The organism is Herbaspirillum sp. YR522 (genome assembly GCF_000282575.1).
Classification (GTDB): domain Bacteria; phylum Pseudomonadota; class Gammaproteobacteria; order Burkholderiales; family Burkholderiaceae_D; genus Herbaspirillum.
Genome location: NZ_AKJA01000103.1, coordinates 15,781 through 38,649 on the forward strand (window position 1 = coordinate 15,781; position 22,869 = coordinate 38,649).

Here is a 22,869-nt window from a genome sequence, read left to right on the forward strand (position 1 = left end):
ACACCGGCGCCCGCATTGCACCATGGCAATGCGCATTGCATCCGGTTAAACAAAACGGGGGACAGGCCCCCGTTTCGTCGCATCAGGCAGGCCGTGGCGCACCGACTGCCGGTGCGCCACGGGCCGATTGCCGATTTACTTCTTCTTGCCCTGGTTCTTCTGGGCTTCCGGCACGGCAGCGTACGCGGCCGGATCGAACGAGTCGGTCGGCTTTGCCATCACTGCTTGCAGCTGCGGGCTCATCGGCACGTTCAGGTTGACGCCCTTCGGTGGGATCGGAGCCTGGAACCACTTGCCGTAGATCTTCTTGATGTCGTCGCCCTTGTAGACCACGGTCAGCGCATCATCGACCACCTTCTTGAAAGGCTTGTCGCCGCGTGGCAGGATCAGGCCGTACGGCTCGACCGACAAGGCCTCGGTCGACACCTGGTAGTCGCCGGGCGCCTTGGAGTTGGCAGCCAGCGACGACAGCAGGATGTCATCCATCACGAACGCTGCAGCACGGCCGGTCTCGACCATCAGGAACGCTTCGGCGTGGTCCTTGGCGGCCAGGATGTTCATGCCCAGGTTGCGTTCGGTGTTGAGCGCAGTGATCTGCTTGAGGTTCGAGGTACCCGAGGTCGAGACCACGGTCTTGCCCTTCAGGTCATCCAGGGTCTTCAGGTTGGCGGCCTTCTTCGACAGGAACTTGTTGGCGGTCACGAATTCGGTCACCGAGAAGTCGACCTGCTTCCAACGCTCTTCATTGTTGGTGGCCGAGTCGCACGAGATGTCGGTGGTGCCGTTGGCGATCAGCGGAATGCGGGTCGCGGAAGTCACGGGAACCATCTTGATGTTGAGCGCTGTTAGGCCCAGGGTCTTCTGGATCGCGGTGGCGGCCTTCAGGCACAGGTCGATCGAGTAGCCCTGGTAGGACTGCTTGTCGTCAAGGTAGGAGAAGGGAATCGAGGAATCGCGCACGCCCAGCGTCAGGGTGCCGCTGTCCTTGATCTTCTTGAGCCTGCCGGTGAATTCTTCTGCGTGAACAGAACCCATCAGCACGCTCGCGCCGACCAAAACCCCTGCTAGCTTCAATAACTTCATTGTGTGACCTCCTGGAAAAATTTTACGTAGTGTACCAAAAGCCCTACTCCAAAAACAGTTATGCCGTCCCTGGGAATCGGGCTTGCTGGCCTTCTTGCCATGCCTCTTCTTGTTATAATAGCCACATCTTTGCTGGCTTGTTTCAGCCCCGCCTGCAGGCCGGTCGCCATCGAGACGACCAGTTGCGGCAGGCAGGGCTAAATTCTTGGGCAACCATGTCGGCGGGCGGCATTTTACGACATTGCCGCCATTCTGCGCCGCCCTCTTTGCCGGAACCGCCCGCCTGTGTGCAATAAACATCATTTGCCCCCGGCCGGGCGCCCCGCGCGAGGCGCATGTTACTCCAACATCCTGGCGCGGACCGGCAATGCTTTCATTGCCGTGCCGGCCCTGCAATATCGGATTGCCGCAGTCCCCGCCGCGATCCTTCCACTTCAGCAATATCCATGCCAGAAAGCCAATAGTGCATCATTGCGCCACCTTGTCGGTCGGGAAGTTGAAGGAATCGCGCAGCAGATAACCCATCGGCAGGTTCATCGCAACGCGCCCACCGCCGGCCGGCGCCAGGAACCACTGGCGGTACAGGGCATGGATTTCGCGCGTCGAGATCATGCGCACCATCTCGCGGTCGACCAGCGCCTTGAAGGCCGGATCCTGTCGCATCATCATGGCATACGGGTCGACCGAAAGCGCCTCGCCCACGATCACCAGCGCGCCGGGATCGCTTGCCATGCTGCGGTAGGAATACAGCATCACGTCGTCGTCGGCGTAGGCGTCGACCTGGGCCTGCTGCAGCATGCTCATGGCATCGGCTTCACGGTCGATCTGGACCCACTGGATATTGAGCAGTCCGGAGGCATCGCGCGCCTTGGCATAGGGCACGACCGAAGTGCCACGCACCATGACCACGCGCCGCTCGCGCAGATCGCGCCAGCTGCGGATGCCCGAGTCGCGCCGCACCATCATGCGGGTGGTGGTGAAGAAATGGGGAATGGTGAAGGCGAAGCGGTTGCGGCGCGCGGCGTTATTGGTGGTGGTGCCGCATTCGATGTCGGCCTGGCCGTCGGCGATGGCGTCGAAACGGCTGCGGGTGTCGACCTCGAGATAACGTACCTGCAGCTGCGGCAGGCGCAACTCGCGGCGCAAGCCATCCGCTATCCGGTTGCAGATGTCGATCGCATAACCGACCGGTTGGCCGTCCTCGACACTGACGAACGGAAATTGATTGGGCGCATAGGCGACCACCAGCGTATGGGTGCGGCGGATCTTGTCGACCGTCTCTTCGGCATGCGCCGACAGCGATGCCTGGCATGCCAATGCCAGCACCGCAACGAACCAACAGGCGCGCCGCGCGACCAACACGCGGCGCACGCAAGCGCGCACACCAACCACGTCTCCTCCCTCGATGCATGTTGCAAGCCGACGATCTTAGCGTGCCGTCGTACTTGCCAGAAAGCCCCGGACGATGCCGATTACGGGTACAAACCCCGCATCTCCCGAGCCTGCAATACGCGCGTACACGCCACGATGAACGCCGCAGTGCGCAGTGACACGTTCTTCTCTTCGGCCAACTGCCACACTGCGGCAAACGCCTCGCGCATGATACGCGTCAAGCGCAGGTTGATTTCATCTTCGGTCCAGAAAAAACTCGAGAAATCCTGAACCCATTCAAAATAACTGACCGTCACGCCACCCGCATTGGCAATCACATCGGGCACGATCAGCACGCCCTTGTCGTGCAGAATATCATCGGCCGCCGGCGTGGTCGGGCCATTGGCGCCCTCCAGGATGATCTTGGCCTTGATCTGGCCCGCATTGGCTTCGGTGATTTGCTGTTCCAGTGCAGCCGGCACCAGAATGTCGCAATCGACCGACCAGAACTGGGCACGGTCGGTGATCTCGTCGGCTCCCGCAAAGCCCTTCACGCTGCCGTTCTGGGCGACGTAGGTCTGCAGCGCGGCAACATCCAGGCCGCCCGCATTGAAGACGGTGGTGATGTGGTCCTGCACCGCCACCACGCGTGCACCGGCTTCCGAGAACAGGCGTGCGGCGATGCCGCCGACGTTGCCGAAACCCTGCACCGCGACCCTGGCATCCTTGATCTCGAGGTTGCGCTTGGCGGCCGCCTCGCAGCCGACCACGAACACGCCGCGCCCGGTCGCTTCATGGCGGCCCAGGCTGCCACCCAGCGAAATCGGCTTGCCGGTCACCACCCCCGACGAGGTGCTGCCGTGGTTCATGGAATAGGTGTCCATCATCCACGCCATGATCTGCGAATCGGTATTGACGTCAGGCGCCGGGATGTCCTTGCTGGGGCCGATGATGATGCCGATCTCGCTGGTGTAGCGACGCGTCATGCGCATCAGCTCGCCACGCGAGAGGGTCTTGGGATCGACCCGGATACCGCCCTTGGCGCCGCCGTAGGGGACGTTGACTGCCGCGTTCTTGACCGTCATCCAGGCCGACAGCGCCATCACTTCGGACAGCGTCACGTCCTGGTGGAAACGTACGCCGCCCTTGCCGGGGCCGCGCGAGGTATTGTGCTGCACGCGATAGCCCTCGAAGTGGGCGATGGTGCCGTCATCGCGCTCGATGGGCACGTCGACCACCAGGATACGCTTGGGACGCTTGAGGGTTTCGACCCAGCGCGCCAGCGAGCCCAGATAGGGCGTGACGCGGTCGATCTGTTCGAGGTAGACGCCCCACGGGCCGATGCCGTGCGGGACAAGATAGGAAGGCACTTCGTGATTAGGTACGTTCGACATGATGCAATCGCTCCTTTGGTTTGCCGTGCTGTTCAGTACGCTGCAAAAAAACCGATGCCGATGGCCGCGCAGGAAGGCGGACGCCACAGCGCAGTATGCCACCGGAATTCACCTAGAATAACAGCGAAAAACACTCGGAAAATAGCCGTCTAAATCAGCGACGCCATCGTAGCCAGCCGCCTATCGCAAGGCTAATGCTTTGTCTGCATGCAACTATGCACATCGTGCATAACGCGTCGAAAGTCCCGCTGCAGGCCGCATGCCGCCGCATTTCCAGGTGCGGCGCCGGCCGCCGCGCGCATCTTTCCGCCTATTCCCGCTTGTCGCCGGCGCGCCCCCGTGCCGACGCCTTTTGCCGCTCGTGGCGCACCTGGTCCTGGTCGACCAGGTACTCCCATAGGCGCGCCACGATCGCCTTGCCCGCGCGCTGCGCGGTTGGGCGTTCGCGATAGAGCCGGATTTCCATCTCGACCTCCCAGTCGGCGGTGGCGCCATCGGCACGCGCCAGTTGCCGGTTGCGCACCTCGCGCACCACCGACGACTCGGGCAGGAAAGCCACGCCATGGCCTTCCAGAGCCATCATCTTGAGGCTCTCTGACATGTCGGTCTCGTAGTGTTTTTCCAGGTGCAGGGGCCGCTTGATGTCGGCCATCATCAACTCCACCATGCGCCCCAGATAGGCATTGCTGGTGTAGGACAGGAACGGCAGGGGCGCTCGCGAACCACCCGGGAACACATAGTCGGGCTTGCCGTTGCGGTCACAACGCGAGTACGGCCGCAGCGTCTCGGTGCCCATGGTCAGCATGTCGTAGCGGCTGGCATCGAGCTGCACCGGCTGGCGCGGGTGGTGGTAACACAGCAGCAGGTCGCAACCGCCCTCGACGATGGTCATCACGGCGTCGTGCACGTTGAGGGCGATGAGACGGGTATTGATCGAGCCGAAGCCGGACTCCAGCGAACTGAGCCACTTCGGCATGTAGGTCAGCGAGAGCGTATGTGGCACCGCAAAATCGACCGTGGTCTGCGCCGTGGGACGCTTGCCGCGCAACAGCGCACGGGTATTGTTGATCTGCCCCAGCATCTCGACGGCCTGCTCGTAGAACACCTCGCCGGCGGCGGTAAGCCGGGTCGGATAGGAGGTGCGGTCGATCAGGTCGGTGCCCAGCCAGGCCTCCAGCGACTGGATGCGGCGCGAGAATGCCGGCTGCGTGACGTGGCGCAATTCGGCCGAGCGACTGAAACTGCGGGTCTCGGCCAACGAAACGAAATCCTCAAGCCATTTGCTTTCCATCACACGTCCGTTTCTGGTTCTTTTAAATCACGCCAAGCGCCAATTGTGCCGCAGCACCGGCCGCAACACCAGCAGCACCCGCTTTTAGCGCAGCGTCGGCGGCACCAGGATGCTGGCCTCGCGCGGCGGCCCCGCGTCGCCTGCCGCCAGCGACGGCGCGGGCAGCGGCGAGTCCTGGTCGGCATCGTCGTCGGCGCTGGCTTGCTGGCGCTGCCACATCTGTGCGTAGTGCCCGCCCATGGCCAGTAGCGTCGGATGGGTGCCGCGCTCGACGATGCGGCCATGCTCCAGCACCAGGATCTGGTCGGCCTCGACCACCGTCGACAGGCGATGCGCAATGACCAGCGTGGTGCGCTCGCGGGCAATGTCCGACAGCTGCTGCTGGATCGCCTGTTCGGCGCGCGAGTCGAGCGCCGAGGTGGCCTCGTCGAAAATCAGGATCGCCGGGTCCTTGAGCAGGGTGCGGGCAATCGCCACCCGTTGCTTCTCCCCGCCCGACAACTTCAGGCCCCGCTCGCCGACCATGGTGGCGTAACCATCGGGCAGCGATTCGATGAAGTCGTGGATGTAGGCCGCGCGGGCCGCCGCTACGATGTCGTCAAAGCTGCTGCCGGGCTTGCCATAGGCGATGTTGTACTCGATGGTGTCGTTGAACAGCACCGTGTCCTGCGGCACGATGCCGATGGCCTGGCGCAGCGAAGCCTGGGTCACGTTGCGCAGGTCCTGGCCATCGATGCGCACCGCGCCGCCATCGACGTCGTAGAACCGATACAGCAGTCGCGACAAGGTCGACTTGCCAGATCCACTATGGCCGACCACGGCGGTGGTGGTGCCGGGCGCCACCACGAAGTCGACATCGAACAGGATCTGGCGCTTGCGCTCGTAGCTGAAATCGACGTGCTCGAAATGCAGCGCCGCGCCATCGGTCTTCAAGGGCGCCGCGCCTACCCGGTCGGCCACTTCGCGGTTCTCTTCCAGCAGCGCGAACAGGCGCTCCATATCGGCCAGGCTCTGCTTGATCTCGCGATACAGCACTCCCAGGAAATTGAGCGGGATGTAGAGCTGGATCATGAAGGCATTGACCAGCACCATGTCACCCAGCGTCATGGTGCCGTTCATCACGCCCACCGTGGCGCGCCACAGGATGAGCGTGACGGCGATGGCGATGATGGCCGACTGACCGGTGTTGAGCAGCGACAGCGAACTCTGCGACTTGACCGCTGCGCTCTCGTAGCGCTGCAGGCCCTCGTCGTAGCGGCGTGCCTCGAAGTCCTCGTTGCCGAAATACTTGACCGTCTCGTAGTTGATCAACGAATCGATGGCGCGCGTATTGGCGCGAGAATCGAGATCGTTCATGGTGCGCCGGAAATGCGTGCGCCACTCGGTCACCGTCACCGTGAAGCCGATGTAGAACAGCAGCGCGCCGCCGGTGATGACCGACAGCCAGATGTCGTAATGCAGCAGCAGGTAACCCAGCACCAGCAGGATCTCGATGATGGTGGGCAGTATCGAGAACAGGGTGTACGACACCAGGGTCGACACACCGCGCGTGCCGCGCTCGATATCGCGGGTCATGCCACCGGTCTGGCGATTGAGGTGAAAGCGCAGCGACAGCGCATGCAGGTGGCGAAATACCTGCAACGCAATGGTCCGCACCGCACGCTGCGTGACCCGCGCAAACATCAGCTCGCGCAACTCGGTAAAGACCGAGGTCGCCAGCCGCAATGCACCATAGGCGGCCAACAGGCCCAGCGGCAGCACTAGCAACGCCACGGGATGCGCAGGCGTTACCGTCATGGCGTCGACCAGCCGCTTCAGTACCAGTGGCACACCCACGTTGGCCAGCTTGGCCCCCACCAGGAAACCCAGGGCCAGCGCCACCCGCCACTTGTAGGTCCACAGGTAGGGCAGCAGGGTTCGGATGACGGTCCAGTCGCTACGGTAACGGGGAGCGGGCGGACCGGATGGAGCAGACGGATGAGCTGATTGGCGACGCATGAATTGATCGAGGAATGGGTGGCTGGATAACGGTGCGGACTTGCAATCCATGGAACAGGTGATTGCAAAGCTACCGATATAGGTAACATCCGATAAACTATCACCCCGCAAAACAGGGATTATAAGAGTCCACCGGATTTCACGCTTTCCAAGGAACATCGATGACCAGCACCACACGCACCCAACTCCCGGCCGGCAAGGCTCCGCAATTGCGCGTCATGCCGATGCCGGCCGATGCCAATATCCATGGCGACGTCTTCGGCGGCTGGATCATGGCCCAGGTCGACATCGCCGGTTCGCTGCCGGCGACCCGGCGCGCCAATGGCCGGGTGGCGACCGTGGCGGTCAATTCGTTCCTGTTCAAGCACCCGGTGTTCGTGGGTGACCTGCTGTCGTTCTACGCCGACATCGTCAAGGTCGGCAATACCTCCGTCACCGTCAATGTCGAGGTCTTCGCCGAACGCAACCGGCTGCAGACCGAGATCGTCAAGGTCACCGAAGCCACCCTCACCTACGTGGCCACCGACGAGAATCGCAAGCCGCGCGCGCTGCCGCCGCTGAGCCCGCAAGACGATATCCCCGCCGTCAATGTGCTGCAGGAGCTGGGCAGCGGCTGGCAGGCACTGTAACGAGGACGATTCGGCTGGCGCGCGCCCCCAGTTGAAAAAGATTCAGCCCGCGGCGGGTCTGCGGCCACTATTGTTACGCTCCCCTTACCGTTTCGACATCATCGACCATGAGCCAACCTGCCCCTTCCCGCCCGACCGTGCTGATCGTGGCACGCCTGCCGCAGCACCTGATGCAGCTGCTGCACGACAATTTCACCTGCCATAACCTGCTCGACGGCTTGACCGAAGAACAACTGCGCGACATCGCGCCGCAGGTGCGCGGCATCGCCGCCAACGGCGAAGCCAAGGTGCCGCGTGAGTTCATGGCGCGCTTCCCGGCGCTGGAAATCGTTTCCGTATTCGGCGTCGGCTATGACGGCGTGGAGGTACCGGCCGCGCGCGAACGCGGCATCCATGTCACCCATACCCCCGATGTGCTGACCGACGACGTGGCCGACATGGCGCTGGCTTTGCTGCTGGGCGTGGCCCGCAACGTGGTGCGCGCCGATCACTTTGCCCGTAGCGGCCAATGGAAGAGCGGCCCCTTCCCGTTTACGACGAAAGTCACCGGTGCACGCCTGGGCATCGTCGGACTGGGGCGCATCGGCCAAGCCATTGCCCGTCGCGCGGCCGCCTTCGACATGGATATCTCCTATCACAATCGTTCGCACAAGGACGTGCCCTATCGTTATTTCGGCGATATCGCGTCGCTGGCCGCGGCGGTCGACTTCCTGGTGCTGGCCACGCCGGGCGGTGCCGATACCCGTGCGCTGGTCAATGCCGAAGTGCTCGACGCCTTGGGACCGCAGGGCTTCCTGATCAACGTGGCACGCGGCTCGGTGGTCGACGAAGCCGCGCTGACGCAGGCACTCAAGGCGGGCAGGATCGCCGGTGCCGGACTGGACGTATTCGCGAACGAACCCAACATCCCGGCCGAACTGGCCGCGCTCGACAATGTAGTGCTCACCCCGCACATGGCCAGCGGTACCCTGGTCACGCGCACGGCCATGGCGGACCTCGCCTACGACAATCTGGCCGCCCATTTTGCCGGCCGGGCGGTACTGACGCCGGTGCCGAACTGACGGCGCCGTAGCGACCGGCGATGGGCCCGGTTGCCCCCGGCATTTGCCCTGGCATTTGCCGCGGCTGCGCCGGGCCTGGCGACAGGCCCGGCGTCGATAGGATGATCGAACCTCATTGGCTTGCTGCGCCACACCATGTTGGCTTTTTGAAAACAAACTGCGGACGCCGTCCAACGGAACCGCGGATCGCCCTGCTCCACTCATGCAAGCACGCCAAGCCGGCGGCATGACCTCACCAGGAGCAAGCATGAAACACCAGGCGATCCTCGTTTTTTCCCTGCTGATACCACTGGCGGCTTGCACCACCGCGCCGACAGTAAGCCTGATGCCACAGGAAGACGGCAGCTTCCGCAGCGTGGCCACATCCGAAAACGAACAGCAGGCCCTGGGCAGTTCGCTGTCCCTGGCCGAATCGACTTGTCGCGAACGCAACCTGCGCCATGCGGTACTCAATGCCGACAGCCACTATCGGGGCCTGCCGCTGCGCACGGCCGACCCGACCCGGCAGGAAGCCGAACTGGTCGCCTATGCCAACTCCCCTACCTTTCCCTCACTGACGGCCAACGACGACTACCAGGTCAAGGTCCATTTCAAATGCATGTAAAGTTGTCTGGTTGTCTGATTTAGTTAGCACTTTCGCTCGCCGCCAAACCCAGGTGTCGTGAAGCGGCGACGGTCGCCGCCTGCATAAGCTGGGTGATCCAGGTCAAACGGCAGCGACTTAACCGAAATGCGCTGCATCGGCGTGCATCCGCGCGCTGATGCAGTGCGCGTGGTGCTTGACGTGGTGCGCGACTGCGACGCCCCTTGTTAATTTCTAACAGAGGTACGAATTTGATGCATACAAGGAACGGATTTAGTCTACTATACCCGTTCCCTGTCAGACAATATAAGGCATGCGCTCGAGGCACCAACGCCATGCCCGCTCCACTGCACGGTGCGTAGCGTGCAGCAGCAAGTGGCCATAACAACGACCGATTGTCAGCCGATGAACATCGCATGTTATATCCGCAATTCAACCATCTACGACCAGGTAAAAACCGCGCTGGTCAGGGCAGGCTTTTTTCCATCGCACTTCGATTCCGAAACCTCCCTGCTGCGCACCTTGAAGCGCAAGAACTTCGACTTCGTCATCATCGACCTGGGCAGCGCCTCCGACACCGATAGCATTTTTTCATGGCTGAGCTTGCGCAGCGGCGACGCCATTCCGACCTTGCTGCTGTCCCCCACGCGCAACGGCGAACTGGTGGCGCGGGCGCTCGATAGCGGCGCCGACGATTTCCTCGAGCGCCCGTTCGAAGCGGTCGAGCTGCTGGCCCGCATCAATGCCATCGTGCGCCGCGCCAGTCCGGCCGCCAACCGGCGCAGCATCGACTACATCGGTTTCCAGTTGCATCGCGACAGCGCCAAGTTCAGTTACCAGGGGCGCGACATCTCGCTCACCCCACGCGAGTTCAGCATGGCCTGGCTGTTCTTCTCGTCACCGGGCGTCTACATCTCGCGCGAGACCCTGGGTGCCGTGATCTGGAGCGCCGACAGCGAGATCGCCGGCCGTACCATCGAACAGCACGTCTACAAGCTGCGCAAGAAACTGCAGGTGGAAGGACGCCAGATCGTGGTCATCCGCACCGCCTACAGCCACGGCTACCGGCTCGAACCGGTAAGCGGCGCGCAGGATGCGGCCGACATGGGCGCCGACACGGCCGAGCCGACCACCGCCGACGTCCGCTGGCAAGCCAGCGCCTGACACTTACGCGCCCGGCTGCCGTCCCCACCGGCGGTGCCCCCCAAGAAAAAACGCGCCGCACAGTCATCGACTGCACGGCGCGTCACGCCCAAGCGGCTACGTCAGGCCTCAGGCATGACCGCTACTGTCGCCGATCTGCGAAATGACCATCTCATCCTGCAGTTCCTGCAACGCAGTACGTTCGACTTCCTGGCCGATGGTTTCCGCGTTTTCTTCCAGGTACCGGCTGATCTTGTCGACTTCCTGGCGCAGGCTCTCGGCCTTGTTGCGTCCGGTGGAAGCATGATTCTGGATCGACAAGCGCTCCCAGGCCGACGATGGCAACGCAAACATCGCGCGCCCGATCGCTCCCAACGCCCGCGCGGTCTCCCGGGGCTGGAAGCCGACGCGTGGAATGGCATTGCGCAGGGTGGTGCGCTGCGTGATCTTCTTGTTGACCGCCGGCCCGGCCGAGAATGCCCCGAGCACGCCGATGCCCGCCAGCAGGACGCTGGTCACATAACGGCTGGTGTCGGATATCAGCGGAGGCTCTCCGGCCGCCGCTTGCTTGGCATTGAGATAACGAAACAGGCTGGGGACGATCAGCGACATGGTAGGGCCGGCAATGAGCATCGAGAATTGGCTGCCGAAGCGTTGCGCCACCTGCGAGATGATGTCTGCCGGCACCTGCATCCGGACCCAGGCGGTGCGCAGGGATAGCAACCAGGGCTTTTCGTTGCCCACCGCGTCCAGCAGGAATTTCTTGTTGTCGACCGACATCGCCTTCCAGTTGTCGTTATCGATGCAAGCAATGTCGTGCTTGACCGCGTTCAAGCGGTCGCGGGCAGCGATGAGGTCCTCATAGCTGTCGCCGTCCGCCGGACTGAGCTGGCGCAAGAAGGCGTGCAGGGGGGCCTGCCCCTGCTGCTGGGCCTGCTGCTCTTCCATGCGCCTGAAATCGGTGACATCCATCTTGACCAAGTCGGCCAGGTGCTGTTCGGCATAGGACCGTTCCAGCACCAGGCTTTCCTTGAACTGGTCCAACGCTGCCGAGATCGAAATGCCGCCGCCCTTCCACTGCTTGGGCAGATCGGCGAGATCGCCCAGATCGGCCTCGGTCAATTGGTCGATCGCCTTGCCATGCGACAGCGGGTCGAGCAGGTGGGTGGTGGCGATGGTCGCCATCAGGGTATTGTTCTGCTTGGAGAACTGGTCGCCCGGGCCAGCCCAGAATTGTTGCATTGCCATGGTGGCGAGCGTGCCGCCGACCTGGATGTAGTTACCGATATGGCCGTCGTGTGCAGCATTTGCGCCCAACGACGCCGACATGTTGACGGCGGTGCGCAAGGCGCGTGTGATCGAGGCACGGAACTGGCCGGCATAGTTCAGGCCGATGACATCCTTGCGGACGTTGAACTTCTTGTCTTCCTCGGCCATCTTGGCGATCAGCGCCAGCGCCGTATTGCCATCCTGGTCGATCTTTTGACGCAGTTCGTTCCACTCGTTGCTGCCGGGCTTGAGGTTCTTCAACGCCGCCTCGTGCCCTTCCATGGTCGTATTGATCTTCTCCATGTCGTCGATCAGCTTGACGATGGCGGCATCGGTCTTGGGATAGCCGGGCGCTTTCATCTCGGCCGAACGGGCCGACTGCCCGCCTGCGCGCATCAGCTCCTGGCGCGTGACCGACACGATCTGCGTGGCGGTATTGATAAAGGGAGTCGCCAACGCAATGGCCACCTGGGAGCCCAGGGCGACTTCGGCGTAATGCACCGGGTCGTCCTTGATCTTTTCCTTCGGAACGGTCATCAGGTACAAGGCCGGCAGCGCCGACGCAAGCGTCATGAGCTGCGGACCCAATGCGTACAGGCTGCCCGAACCGGTCCAGCCTCCCGAGAAGCGGCCGCCCTCGATCTTTTTCATCGCAGCTTCATCCACACCGAAGATATCGAGGTAGAGGGTGCGCGCATGGCTCCAGTCGCGCTCTTTCTCCGGACGTTCCAGCTGGCGTAATTGTTCTTTTACAAACGCCAGCACCTTGGGACGCTCGATGACGCGGTTCTTTTCGGTAGCCAGATATTGCTGCAGGATCTCGCCCAGCTTGGCGTCGACCTCGGACTCTGGCATATGCGCCAGCGGCGGGCTGTCCTGGCGTTGCATCTCGTAGGCCTCGAGCGACGCCCGCGATGGCGATCCCTGCGCCACTTCACGCAGTACATGATCGGGTGGCGTCTGGGACATGCGTACGCTTGGTGTTCTGCGGGTGCCTGCCGCCGGGCTGCTGGATGTGGAACCCATTGCGGCCTCGATGTCCGGAGTGGATGGGGTGGGGTGATTGATATGTGCCATTACATCAACTCCTCAAGCTTGCAACGCAGCGCGAAGACGCTGCTGCTGGGAGCCGGCCTGGGTCTTGCGCTGGCCTTCCAGGAAATAGCCCTGGCGCCACTGCCGCGCCTGCTCGGCATATTGGGCGAAGGCATTGAGCAGTCGCTGGGCATTGACCTCGCTCAGGTGCGCCCGTCCCACCAGCAGCACATGCTGGGTCTCGAAGTTGACCGCGAAGGTCGGCGCGCCGTGGCCGGCCATCAGCAGGTTCGATTCGAGCAGCCGCTGCAGGATCTCGGCCCGCTCGCCGCTGTTGGGCACCGCGCCAAAGTCGCAGAAGTAGCTGAAGGTGTTGCGGTCGTATTGGCCGCCTTCGATGATGGTGAAATAGATGCCATCGACCTCGATCTGGGCATGGTCTTTCTGCGATGCCAGTTCCGGCACCGCCGCCAACGTGGCGAGCTCCTGCAAAAGTTTGCCGAAAGTCTGGTCTTTCAGTTCGTTCGATTCTGTCATTTTGATCTTCTCTCCGGCGTCGCGGTATGAGCGCATACGCCATCTATTAACAAGTAGGGGGCCGGTGCGCGGCCGGTGCCGCGCAAATGCAGCGCACATCCAACGGTTTCTGGCATGGCGCTTGCTCTAAATCCGGTGCAAAAACGGCAACCTGGGTTACCGTCGATGCCGATATGTCGTGCGTGCAACGCCAGCGGTTCCAAGCGGTTCGTAAAACGGCCGCCGCAAGTAAAAAACGTAAGTTTTATGGTACGATACAAAGTATTGCCAACAAAAACGAGCTGTCCAGCAACTCCGATCAGGACCGCGCTTTCCCATGGATCGCGGCACTGAGATGGACACAACGAGCACATCGCCAAACCCGCTTCCCCTAAGCGGGCCCGCACAGCCCGCGCTCCGCGCGCGGTCTTTTCCGGCTTTAGGCATGCGCCAACTGTTCTGCTCGCCCTGCGCCGCCTGTTCGCGCGGCACAAGTTTGGCAGCGTCGTCCCGCTTCGAGCGCGAACGACCAAGCGCTATTGCAGCGTCTATCACGGCGCTGTCAGCGCATATGGATTGAGAAGAAAAAGACCGGCCGACAGCACAGCCTGCCGCTTTCGGTAATGGCATGCCTGGCGCCGGTTACCGTTTGCATCCACGGCATGGCGACGTACGTCCTCGTACTCGCCAGGCCACGCAATGCCTTTGGAATCCGATTCATCATGAAAACAGCCTGTTATTTTCGCAACGCCACCGTCTTCGAGCAGATGCGCACCCTCTTGAAGACGGCAGGCTATGAATCGACCTTGTTCGACAGCGAAATGCGCTTCCTGCGCGCGGTTCGCAGCACCGACTACGATCTGCTGCTGATCGACATGCCGACCGCACCGGGCGATGACGATGGCATTTTCTCGTGGCTGGGATTTCGCGGCACGGAGCGGGTGCCCACCATTGTCACTTCGCCATTGCGCGGCGCCGAACACATCGCCTACGCGCTTGACCGCGGTGCCGACGACTTTGTCGCGCGCCCGTTCGAGCGGGTCGAGCTGCTGGCACGCATCAATGCCCTGATGCGCCGCTGCAAGCCCGCGCCCAAGGCCAATGTCATCGATTTCGCCGGCTTCGCCCTCAATCGCGACACCTCGTCGCTATCCTACCTGGGCACCCCTGTGCCACTGACCTCGCGCGAATTCAGCATGGCCTGGCTGTTCTTTTCGTCGCCCGGAAAATACATCTCGCGCGAGACCATCGGCAACGTGATCTGGAGTGCCGATAGCGAAATTGCCGGGCGCACCATCGAGCAGCACGTCTACAAGCTGCGCAAGAAACTGAACCTGGGCGAACAGCCGACCGTGCTGATCCGCACCGCCTACAACCAGGGTTACCGCCTCGAACTGTGCGGCCCCGGCGACACCTCCGCGGCACCGGGCTGACCTGCCGCGCCGCCGGCGCGGCGCTCTCTGTCCTTCCTCCTTCTTCCAGCTTCTTTCCTACGGCGCGTCATGCCATGACGCGCTGCGTGCGCTCGTCGCCATTTCACGACACGCATCGGCGATGGAACCGTGCGGGCTCGACGTTCTACTCAAGGATGCGGACGGCGACAGCGTCGACGCAAAACCGAACAGCTGAATGCAGGGTCTGCGGCGCGCATAGACGCCCTTACATGCGATGCGCATGCGTGCCCTTCCTGCGACCGAGTTCAGCGCCCGAACAACTGAAAAGAATGCAAGAAAGTTAGAAATGGCACATACACCTACCCTCAACACCAGCTTGTCCACCCAAGGCTTGGCCGATGCGCTGCACGAAGCAGCCAACACCCCATCGTCGAGTTCCAATACACGTCCTGCCGCACCAACGACCACCGGCGGCACTCCCCGCATGGCCGGTACTGCCAACCAACGCGCCACCGAATTGCGCGACGTCGCCGTACAAAGCGCCATCCTGCGCAACATCACCGGCAAGGATGCCGACCTGGCCGAAAAGAACTTCGACCTGCTCAAGAATCGCCTGGGCGATGGCTTCACCAAGATCATGACCGGCACCGGCGTGGCCAACCTGGTCAAGGACGTCAAGCTCGAAAACAACCTGTCGACCCAAGCCACGCAGGATTCGGCTGCCACCGAACGCCTGGCCAACGCATCGGCTCTGCCGATGCCGGCCAACGTGGGCCGCGGTGAATTCACCGTCGCACCGCTGGACATCATGCCGTACGTGGATCCCAAGACCGGCAAGTTCGCCGCCACCGTGCTGGAAATGAACGGCAACGGCTACGGCAACATCACCACCATGGAAAAGAACATGCTGGCCAAGGCCATGCACTCCATGGGCGACGTCGCCGCAGTGATCGAGAAAGAACCCAATGCATTGTTCGTGGTGGGCTGTTCGGGCCGCGAAGATCCACCAGCCTTCGGCCAGAGCAAGAAGATCCACGAAAAGCTGATGATCGCGCAAGCCATCGACAAGGAAATCCAGAAGAAGCAGGTCCCGGGCCTGCTGGCCGAAGCCATGAGCGAAGACGGCGGCGCCACCAATCCGAAGCCTATCGGCGCCAAGATCATCGGCCTGGACAGCTTCGACGGCGATGCACTGCTGCGTGACGGTCAAGGCAAGGTGGTGATCAAGGACAGCGTGGCGCAACAGAAGGAAGGCCGCGACAAGGACGGCATCGCCGAACTGCACAGCACCCTGGACAAAATCGCCGATTGGCACAATCCGACCCAGCCAGCCATCGTCGTGGGTTATACCGCGCAACTGGCACGCGCCATCAAGATCGACGCCGACGGCACCCCGACCCTGAATGGTCGCAAGGTCAGCGTGATCAACAACGACCGCCTGGTGCTCAACATCAACGCGCTCAACGAAGCAGAAGGCAAGAAGCTCGACACCAAGAAGTTCATCTCCAGCAACATCAGCTACCTGCCGGCAGCATCGAAGGGCCACGCCTACGCCTTCGCCAACGATTACAACAAGCAGCCTGATGTGGCCGCCAAGTTCCCGCAGTTCTCGCGTGAAATCATCAACGAACAGGCTGGCAGCATCGACGAGATCCACTCCAAGGTGCTGGAACTGCTGGCCCAGGGCAAGCGCGTCATCATCAAGCCAAGCGGCACCGGCCACGGCGACGGCATCCGCGCCTTCGACCTGCCCGAGGCAGCCACACCGAATGCCATCCGCAAGGAAATCGAAGAGTCGTACGCCCAGGTCAAGGGCACCTACGGCGAACGCGGCGGCTTCCCGTACACCATTTCGGAATACCTGACCGCTGCACGTATCGACAAGCCAGGCCATCCGCTCAACACGATGAAGTACGAGCTGCGCATCCCGGTGCTGGGTGATGTGACCGATCCGGAACAACGCCTGCTCAAGGCCACCCACGGCGCGATCATCAAGATCGACGGCGGCTCGGCCCTGCGCGAAGGCGAGAACGGCGACTTCTCGAAGAACTTTGCCAGCGTATCGGCACAGGTCCTCAAGACCGGCCTGTCGGCCGACAACTTCATGAAGCCGCTGGCCGATCCCAAGACCCTGGACCTGCTGGGCCTGACCGAGAAGGATGTGGGCGAGCTGCTGAAGTGGGCTACCGGCTACGTGGCACACACCCTGACCAACATCGACAAGGCCGAGACCATCCTGGACAAGAAGTAATCCATTCCAACCCGGATCCGACGGACCGATGAAGCATCGAAACGCCACCGTCGAACACGGTGGCGTTTTTTCATGATGGCCGCGCAGCGCGTGAGGCACAGCCCGCGCCCGGCCCTCACCACCCTATAGAACATTGAAGGCACTAACCATGGCACACGCACCTACCCTGCAAACCAATTTCAGCACTACCGACATGATCGCCGCATTGCATGATGCAATGCAGACGCCCGAACGTACCACCGTAGAAGCGCAAAAACCCGCGCTGCACTGGGGTCCCAAGCTCGGCCTCGACACCACCCACGTCTACCCGGCGCTGTCGGGCACGCTGGAAGAGACCGCGACCCTGGGCAAGTCGGTCAGCGCCGCGAGCGCCTCGCGCGCCAAGGTCACGACGACCGGCATCTCGGAGCACAAGGTGCCGCTGCCGCCCCATCGCAATTTCGTTCCGATGGGCGTGGCCGGCGGCATGGGGCCATTGGCTACCGTCGACCTGCAACAGAAACTGTTCGAGGCCGGCGAACGCAAGCTCAATGAAATCGCCAAGGAAACCGGCAAGAAAGTGACCGACCAGGACCATATGGGCGTCATCAGCTTCAACCTGGGACATATGATTGGCGACCGCACGGCCTACCTCAACAGCTTCAAGGGCGATCGCAACGACCCCAAGGCCTGGCGTGAGCACCTGACCAAGCCGGTGCCGGAGAACCCGCTGTTCGGCGCGCTGGAAGTATGCAAAGGCCTCAAGCAGGCCGGCGCCCACTTCATCGTCTTCCCGTGCAATACCTGGCACGCCTGGTTCGACGTCATCGCCGCGGAGGTGAAGCTGCCGATGTTGCACATCGCCGAAGCGACCGTACTGTCGCTGCAGAAAGCCACGCCGAAGTTGCCCGACAACCCGAAGATCGGCCTGATCGCCACCACCGGCACCATCGACAGCGAGCTGTACCAGAAGGCGGGCGCGCGCATGGAGAAGTTCGGCGGTCCGCATATCACCTGGATCCTGCCCAAGCCCGAGTTCCAGGACAAGGCCATGTCGGGCATCTATGACGGCGTCAAGGCCGGTGACATGGCGCATGGCACCAAGCTGCTCAACGAAGTGGCGCTGGAAGTGATCAAGGAAGGCGCCAACGCGTTCTTCGACGCCTGCACCGAAGTCAACCCGGCCATCCACCACATCTCGTATCCGGTGCCGCAAGTCGACGCCGCCACCGCCCTGGCCGACACGTCCGTACGCCTGTCGATGGCGCTGGCCAAGCTGGAGCGCAAGCTGACCTGAGCCGCACCACTTCAACCGGCGGCGCGCGCCGCCGGCTTTCCAACACCAAAAGGATGACAAGATGACCCAACAGGAAACATTGGACGACTTCCGTCAGAAATTCCAGGACCTGATCCGATCGTTCTGCGCGCTGTGCGACATTCCCGACGAAGCCGAAGGCATTCTCAAGGGCGGCCCGCTGGCGGTCAACGAAGTGGCGTTCTCGCTCAGCCACAACGTCGATATCAGCCCGCAGGCGCTCTTGGTGTACTGCGATTTCGGCCCGGTGGCCGAAGGGCGCGAGGCCGAGGCCTATCGCGCGCTGCTGGAAGCCAACATGGTGCTGTATTCGGCCAATGGCCCGATGTATACCGTCTCGCCGCTGACCTCGCGCGTGGTATTTGCCAATAATTACCCGCTCGCAGTGCTGGATGCGCGCACCCTGCGCAATGCGCTGGCGCAATTGGCCGGCATGGCGCGCGACTGGAGCAAGTCGCAATTCCTGCAGGACCCGCCATTGCGCGCCAAGGCGGCGTCCGGCGGCAACCTGATCCAACGCCAGTTCGGCAACCCATCGCTGGACAACGACCCACAGGGCGGCAGCCGCTAGAAGCCGTTGACGCCACCAATGAAAACGCCGCCGGGCCACAAGCCCGGCGGCGTTTCGTTCGTGACGACACGCCTTTATTGCAAGGCGATATGCCCGACCTCGTCGCGAATGACGATCTCGGTACCGTAGGCGCGCGACAGTCCTTGCAGGCGCTCCAGGATGCGCTGGGCATCGGCGCCATGAGCGATACGAGGAATGCCGCGGTCGGCATCGCGCGCACCACCGGTATCCCCCCAGTGCATCTCGATGGGGTGAAGCTCGATACTGTCCAGCTGGCCGTCGCCACGATAGCGATTGACCGCCACCACGCTCTCGAACCAGATCTGGTCCTTGAACACGCCATGCACCCGGCGATGCTCCATGAACTCGGCCTCGGTCATCGACATCGGCTCGACCTTGTCCTTCTCGTATTCGTCGCGGGTGATCGGCTGCTGCTGGTTCTCCATGAAGAAGAAATTACCCAGCGAATAATAGATCGGACGGCCCTTGTAGATCTCGATGCCGCGCAACTGGTGCGGGCCGTGGCCGAAGAAGGCGTCGGCGCCTTCATCGATGGCCTGGCGCGCAATGGTGGGCATGAAGTCGGGCGGCGTCTGGCAATAGTTGCCTGGCTCGTGGGTATGCATCGACACCACCGAGAAGTCCGAGGTCTGCTTGGCCTGGCGCACATTGAACAGGATGCCCTTGCGGTCGCGCTCGTCCATGGTCCAGGTAAAGTCGACCGCCTCTTCGGCCAGCCCGGTGCTGGCGCGGTACTTCACGTCGAACAGCGTGACGGTGCCGTTCTTCTGGTCCGCCGCCAGGATCGAACGCCGCATCATGCCCTGGGGCAGGGCATCGCGAATGCCGGCCAGTACCTTCAGGCGCTCGGGCGACACCAGCACGAAGCGGGTGGTACGCAGCGCATTGAGGCCGGCGCGGCCGGGGATCTGGCCCAGCGGATCGATGGCGCGCGCATTGGCCTCGAAGCGCGAGGCCAGCGCCACCAGCGACACACGCGCCGTGGGCAGGGTCAACAGCGCCGGCGCGCGCGCCTGCGCCAGGGTCTCGCCAGTGCCGGCATGGGCCACGCCGGCCTGCTCGAACAGCATCGACGTATAGCGCATGCCTTCGACACCCCAGTCGGTGGAGTGATTGTTGGCCAGGCTGACCATGTCGAAACCCATCTGCTGCAGGTCGGCCGCCACCGCTGGCGTACTGATGAGCCAGGATCCGCCCGACAATGCCGAGGGCGAGCCGCCGAACTTGCGCAGGTCGATCGCGGTACCTTCGAAATTGCCGAAGGTCACATCCGCATTGCGCAGCAGCGCCAGCAAGTCGGGGGCCGACTTCTCCAGCCGGGTACACAGGGGATCGGTCAGGATCAGGTCGCCCACGGCGACCACGGTGAAACCGTCATGCACGCGCGCGGCGCGCCAGTTGGGATGCATGTGGCCGTCGTGCGGCGTATGTTCTTGTTGGCTCATGGTCGTCCTCAGGCGCCCGGCGCGGGGTCGGCGATGCCATCCCAGCAGGCGCGCGCCAGGCGGCCCAGGGTGTTGAAGGCCGAGACATAGCCGGGCATGCCGTCGGGCATGACCACCGGCACCTGGTCGGTATAGCCGGTGATGATGAACAAGGGCAGGTTGTTGCGGAACACGATACCGCCATCCATGCGACCGCGCTTGCCGGTGCCGCCCTTGTGCGCCACCTTGGCGTCGGACGGCAGCAGCGAGGCGATCTTGGTGCGCAGTTTCTGCCAGCTCAGCACTTCGATGGCGAAGGCGCACTGTTCGGTGGTGCAACCCAGCCTGTCGGCCACCTTGGGATCGCTGCTGCCCTGCAGGATCAGGTCATACAGCAGGCCCTGGTCGCAGGCGCTGATGACGGTGACCTCGTCGAGCTTGTGGTCGCTGGGCATGTCGGGGCGTGGCACCGAGGTACGGTGGACGGTGTCGAACATGCCGATGGAGCGGCAGAAATCATTGATCTCGTCCAGGCCGATGCGCTCCAGCACCATGCGGGTGCAGACGTTGTCGCTGACGATGATCATCTGTACCAGCGCATCGCGCAGCGAGATGCTGAAACCGGGGGTCAGGAACTTGAAGGTGCCCGAGACCACGCCTTCGCGCAGGCGCTCTTCGTAGAGGATCGATTCGTTCAGGTCGAGCTGGCCGCGATTGACCATGCGCAGCACGGCCATCATGATCGAGGTCTTGCGGGTGCTGCCCGAGGGAAAGGCGACATGCCCGCCACGGTCGGCCTGCTGGCCGGTTACCAGGTTCTTGACATACCAGGACGTGACATAGGGTTGTTCATCACAGATCTGGTTAAGACGCGCTACGAGTGCTTCCATGCTATTTTCCTCATCACTATCGGGTTATCCTGCGGCGCCATCGTCAGCGCCTCACCCAGCTTGAACACCGCCACCGCGTCCGACAAGGTAGCGGCCTGGTCGCGCATGCTCTGCGCCGAGGCCGCGGCCTCCTCGACCAGGGCGGCGTTGCGCTGGGTCATGTTATCCATCAATGCAATCTTTTCGTTGATACTCTCGATGCCGCGCGTCTGCTCGTCGCTGGCGGCGGCGATCTCGCCCACCACCGCGGCGATATTGCGCACCGCCGCGACCACGTCGTTCATCGTCTCGCCGGCCTCGCCCACCATGGCACTGCCGGCCTGCACCTTCTGCACCGAGTCCGAGATCAGGCCCGAGATTTCACGGGCCGCCGCCGCCGAACGCTGCGCCAGGCTGCGCACCTCGGAGGCGACCACCGCAAAGCCACGGCCCTGCTCGCCGGCCCGGGCGGCTTCCACGGCGGCATTGAGCGCCAGGATATTGGTCTGGAACGCAATGCTGTCGATGACGCCGGTAATCTCGCGGATACGGCCCGAGCTGTCCTTGATCTGGTCCATCGTCTGCACCATGTTGCCCACCTTCTCGCCGCCGCGCCGCGCCACTTCCGAGGCCGCCAGCACCAGTCGATTGGCTTGCTGGGCATTGTCGCCGTTGTGCCGCACCGCCTCGGTCAACTGGCTCATCGAGGCCGCCGTATGCTGCAGCGACACCGCCTGCGCCTCGGTACGTTCGGACAGGTCGGCATTGCCGGCGGCGATCTCGCCCGATACCACGGCAATGGCCTGGGTGCCTGACCGCACCCCACCGACGATGCCGGCAAGCTGCGTGTTCATGCGCCCCAGGGCGTCGAGCAGCTTGCCGATCTCGTCACCGCCCTTGGAGACGATACGCGAACTCAGGTCGCCGTGCGCGACCCGGGTCGCGACCTCGACTGCCTTGTTGAGCGGGCGCACGATGCTGCGCCGTATGGCCCAGGCAAAACTTCCGCCGACGGCCACGCCGAGACCGCAGATGGCAAACAGCATCCAGGTCAGGCGGCGATCGGCCTGCACCGAATTGTCCAGCACGGCGCGTACCTGCGACTGCTGGATCAGCAGCAGGCGTTCCACCACCGCCACGGCGCGCTTGTTGGCCGGGTCCACGCGGGTGGCGATGATCTGCCCGGCATGTTCGATGTTGAATGCCAACGCATCGTTGAGCGCCTCTTTCAATGCCTCGTCGGTCTCGCGCTGCAGGTTGCCGATCTCGGCCAGCAGCTTGCCTTCGGCGTCATCGGCACCCAAGCTGCGAAAGCGGCTCAGGGCCGTTTCGTATTGCTTGTTGCTGGCCACCACCAACGCCGCCTCGCGCTGCATGTTCTCGACCTCGGTCTGCAGGGCGATGTTGCGCATGGCGATGCCACCGGTAAGGATGGCGCTCTTCATGCGCTCGGCCAATACGCTTTTCTCGCTCGGCCGTTCCAGCTCGCCGATCATTTGCGCCTTGTTTTGGTTGGTCAGCAGCGAGGTCGCCGCCACCACCGCCACCAGCGTACCCAATACCAGACCGAAACCGACGATGAGTCGTGCCCCAATCGACAGATGACGAATATGCATGCCGCGTTCCCCCCCGAGATAAAGCTGACTGCAGATGCAATGACAACGCCGATGCC

19 protein-coding genes are annotated in these 22,869 nt (G+C 62.8%); 9 read left to right on the top strand and 10 right to left on the bottom strand.

Features of this window, described 5'->3' with window-relative positions:
- Nucleotides 1–135 precede the first annotated feature (135 nt).
- The 5 genes from PMI40_RS13005 to PMI40_RS13025 all read right to left on the bottom strand — a co-directional run bounded on the left by PMI40_RS13005 (nt 136) and on the right by PMI40_RS13025 (nt 7,137).
- Nucleotides 136–1,083: an amino acid ABC transporter substrate-binding protein gene (locus PMI40_RS13005; protein WP_008116076.1), complete on the bottom strand. Its 948-nt coding sequence runs from the start codon at nt 1,081–1,083 to the stop codon at nt 136–138.
- A gap of 468 nt (nt 1,084–1,551) precedes the next feature.
- Nucleotides 1,552–2,475, bottom strand: a complete 924-nt coding sequence (locus tag PMI40_RS13010; protein ID WP_008116077.1) for an amino acid ABC transporter substrate-binding protein — start codon at nt 2,473–2,475, stop codon at nt 1,552–1,554.
- 80 nt (nt 2,476–2,555) lie between these two features.
- Entirely contained in the window at nt 2,556–3,848 is a 1,293-nt protein-coding gene (locus PMI40_RS13015; protein ID WP_008116079.1) for a Glu/Leu/Phe/Val dehydrogenase, read from the bottom strand.
- A 310-nt stretch (nt 3,849–4,158) separates the two neighbouring features.
- Complete coding sequence (locus tag PMI40_RS13020) at nt 4,159–5,139, bottom strand: LysR family transcriptional regulator (protein ID WP_008116081.1); 981 nt, start codon at nt 5,137–5,139, stop codon at nt 4,159–4,161.
- Between the two features lie 84 nt (nt 5,140–5,223).
- Nucleotides 5,224–7,137, bottom strand: coding sequence for an ABC transporter ATP-binding protein/permease (locus PMI40_RS13025; RefSeq protein ID WP_008116083.1), 1,914 nt, complete (start codon nt 7,135–7,137; stop codon nt 5,224–5,226).
- A gap of 161 nt (nt 7,138–7,298) precedes the next feature.
- On the opposite strand from PMI40_RS13025, the gene PMI40_RS13030 reads away from it, so the two are divergent.
- From PMI40_RS13030 to PMI40_RS13045, 4 genes are all read left to right on the top strand, one after another.
- Entirely contained in the window at nt 7,299–7,766 is a 468-nt protein-coding gene (locus PMI40_RS13030) for an acyl-CoA thioesterase (protein ID WP_008116085.1), read from the top strand.
- Between the two features lie 107 nt (nt 7,767–7,873).
- Nucleotides 7,874–8,827 carry a 2-hydroxyacid dehydrogenase gene (locus PMI40_RS13035; protein ID WP_008116087.1) on the top strand — a complete coding sequence of 318 codons (954 nt, stop codon included), beginning with the start codon at nt 7,874–7,876 and terminating at the stop codon, nt 8,825–8,827.
- Nucleotides 8,828–9,074: 247 nt separating this feature from the next.
- Nucleotides 9,075–9,431 (top strand): hypothetical protein, encoded by a 357-nt coding sequence (locus PMI40_RS13040; RefSeq protein ID WP_008116088.1) that lies wholly within the window; start codon nt 9,075–9,077, stop codon nt 9,429–9,431.
- 384 nt (nt 9,432–9,815) lie between these two features.
- On the top strand, nt 9,816–10,574 hold the full coding sequence (locus PMI40_RS13045) for a response regulator transcription factor (protein WP_008116090.1): 759 nt from the start codon (nt 9,816–9,818) through the stop codon (nt 10,572–10,574).
- Nucleotides 10,575–10,682: 108 nt separating this feature from the next.
- Here the strand turns inward: PMI40_RS13045 and PMI40_RS13050 are convergent, their stop codons facing one another.
- The gene (locus PMI40_RS13050; protein WP_157221534.1) at nt 10,683–12,791 is read right to left on the bottom strand and encodes a hypothetical protein; all 2,109 of its coding nucleotides are present in this window, start codon (nt 12,789–12,791) and stop codon (nt 10,683–10,685) included.
- Nucleotides 12,792–12,911: 120 nt separating this feature from the next.
- Nucleotides 12,912–13,394: a CesT family type III secretion system chaperone gene (locus tag PMI40_RS13055; RefSeq protein ID WP_238540942.1), complete on the bottom strand. Its 483-nt coding sequence runs from the start codon at nt 13,392–13,394 to the stop codon at nt 12,912–12,914.
- An 86-nt stretch (nt 13,395–13,480) separates the two neighbouring features.
- On the opposite strand from PMI40_RS13055, the gene PMI40_RS23935 reads away from it, so the two are divergent.
- The 5 genes from PMI40_RS23935 to PMI40_RS13075 all read left to right on the top strand — a co-directional run bounded on the left by PMI40_RS23935 (nt 13,481) and on the right by PMI40_RS13075 (nt 18,883).
- Nucleotides 13,481–13,768: a hypothetical protein gene (locus PMI40_RS23935; protein ID WP_157221535.1), complete on the top strand. Its 288-nt coding sequence runs from the start codon at nt 13,481–13,483 to the stop codon at nt 13,766–13,768.
- Between the two features lie 327 nt (nt 13,769–14,095).
- Nucleotides 14,096–14,806, top strand: a complete 711-nt coding sequence (locus tag PMI40_RS13060) for a response regulator transcription factor (RefSeq protein ID WP_008116097.1) — start codon at nt 14,096–14,098, stop codon at nt 14,804–14,806.
- A 307-nt stretch (nt 14,807–15,113) separates the two neighbouring features.
- Nucleotides 15,114–17,018 (top strand): hypothetical protein, encoded by a 1,905-nt coding sequence (locus tag PMI40_RS13065; protein WP_040502013.1) that lies wholly within the window; start codon nt 15,114–15,116, stop codon nt 17,016–17,018.
- A 148-nt stretch (nt 17,019–17,166) separates the two neighbouring features.
- Nucleotides 17,167–18,294 (top strand): aspartate/glutamate racemase family protein, encoded by a 1,128-nt coding sequence (locus PMI40_RS13070; RefSeq protein ID WP_008116100.1) that lies wholly within the window; start codon nt 17,167–17,169, stop codon nt 18,292–18,294.
- Nucleotides 18,295–18,355: 61 nt separating this feature from the next.
- On the top strand, nt 18,356–18,883 hold the full coding sequence (locus PMI40_RS13075; RefSeq protein WP_008116102.1) for a CesT family type III secretion system chaperone: 528 nt from the start codon (nt 18,356–18,358) through the stop codon (nt 18,881–18,883).
- Nucleotides 18,884–18,957: 74 nt separating this feature from the next.
- Here the strand turns inward: PMI40_RS13075 and PMI40_RS13080 are convergent, their stop codons facing one another.
- From PMI40_RS13080 to PMI40_RS13090, 3 genes are read right to left on the bottom strand one after another with little or no spacing between them, the layout of a single operon-like run.
- A complete protein-coding gene (locus PMI40_RS13080; protein ID WP_008116103.1) occupies nt 18,958–20,349 on the bottom strand; it encodes a CapA family protein in 1,392 nt (463 codons plus the stop codon).
- An 8-nt stretch (nt 20,350–20,357) separates the two neighbouring features.
- Nucleotides 20,358–21,218: a serine hydrolase gene (locus tag PMI40_RS13085; RefSeq protein ID WP_008116105.1), complete on the bottom strand. Its 861-nt coding sequence runs from the start codon at nt 21,216–21,218 to the stop codon at nt 20,358–20,360.
- Nucleotides 21,203–22,813, bottom strand: coding sequence for a methyl-accepting chemotaxis protein (locus PMI40_RS13090; RefSeq protein WP_008116108.1), 1,611 nt, complete (start codon nt 22,811–22,813; stop codon nt 21,203–21,205). Before PMI40_RS13090 ends, PMI40_RS13085 begins: the two co-directional genes overlap by 16 nt.
- Nucleotides 22,814–22,869: the final 56 nt, after the last annotated feature.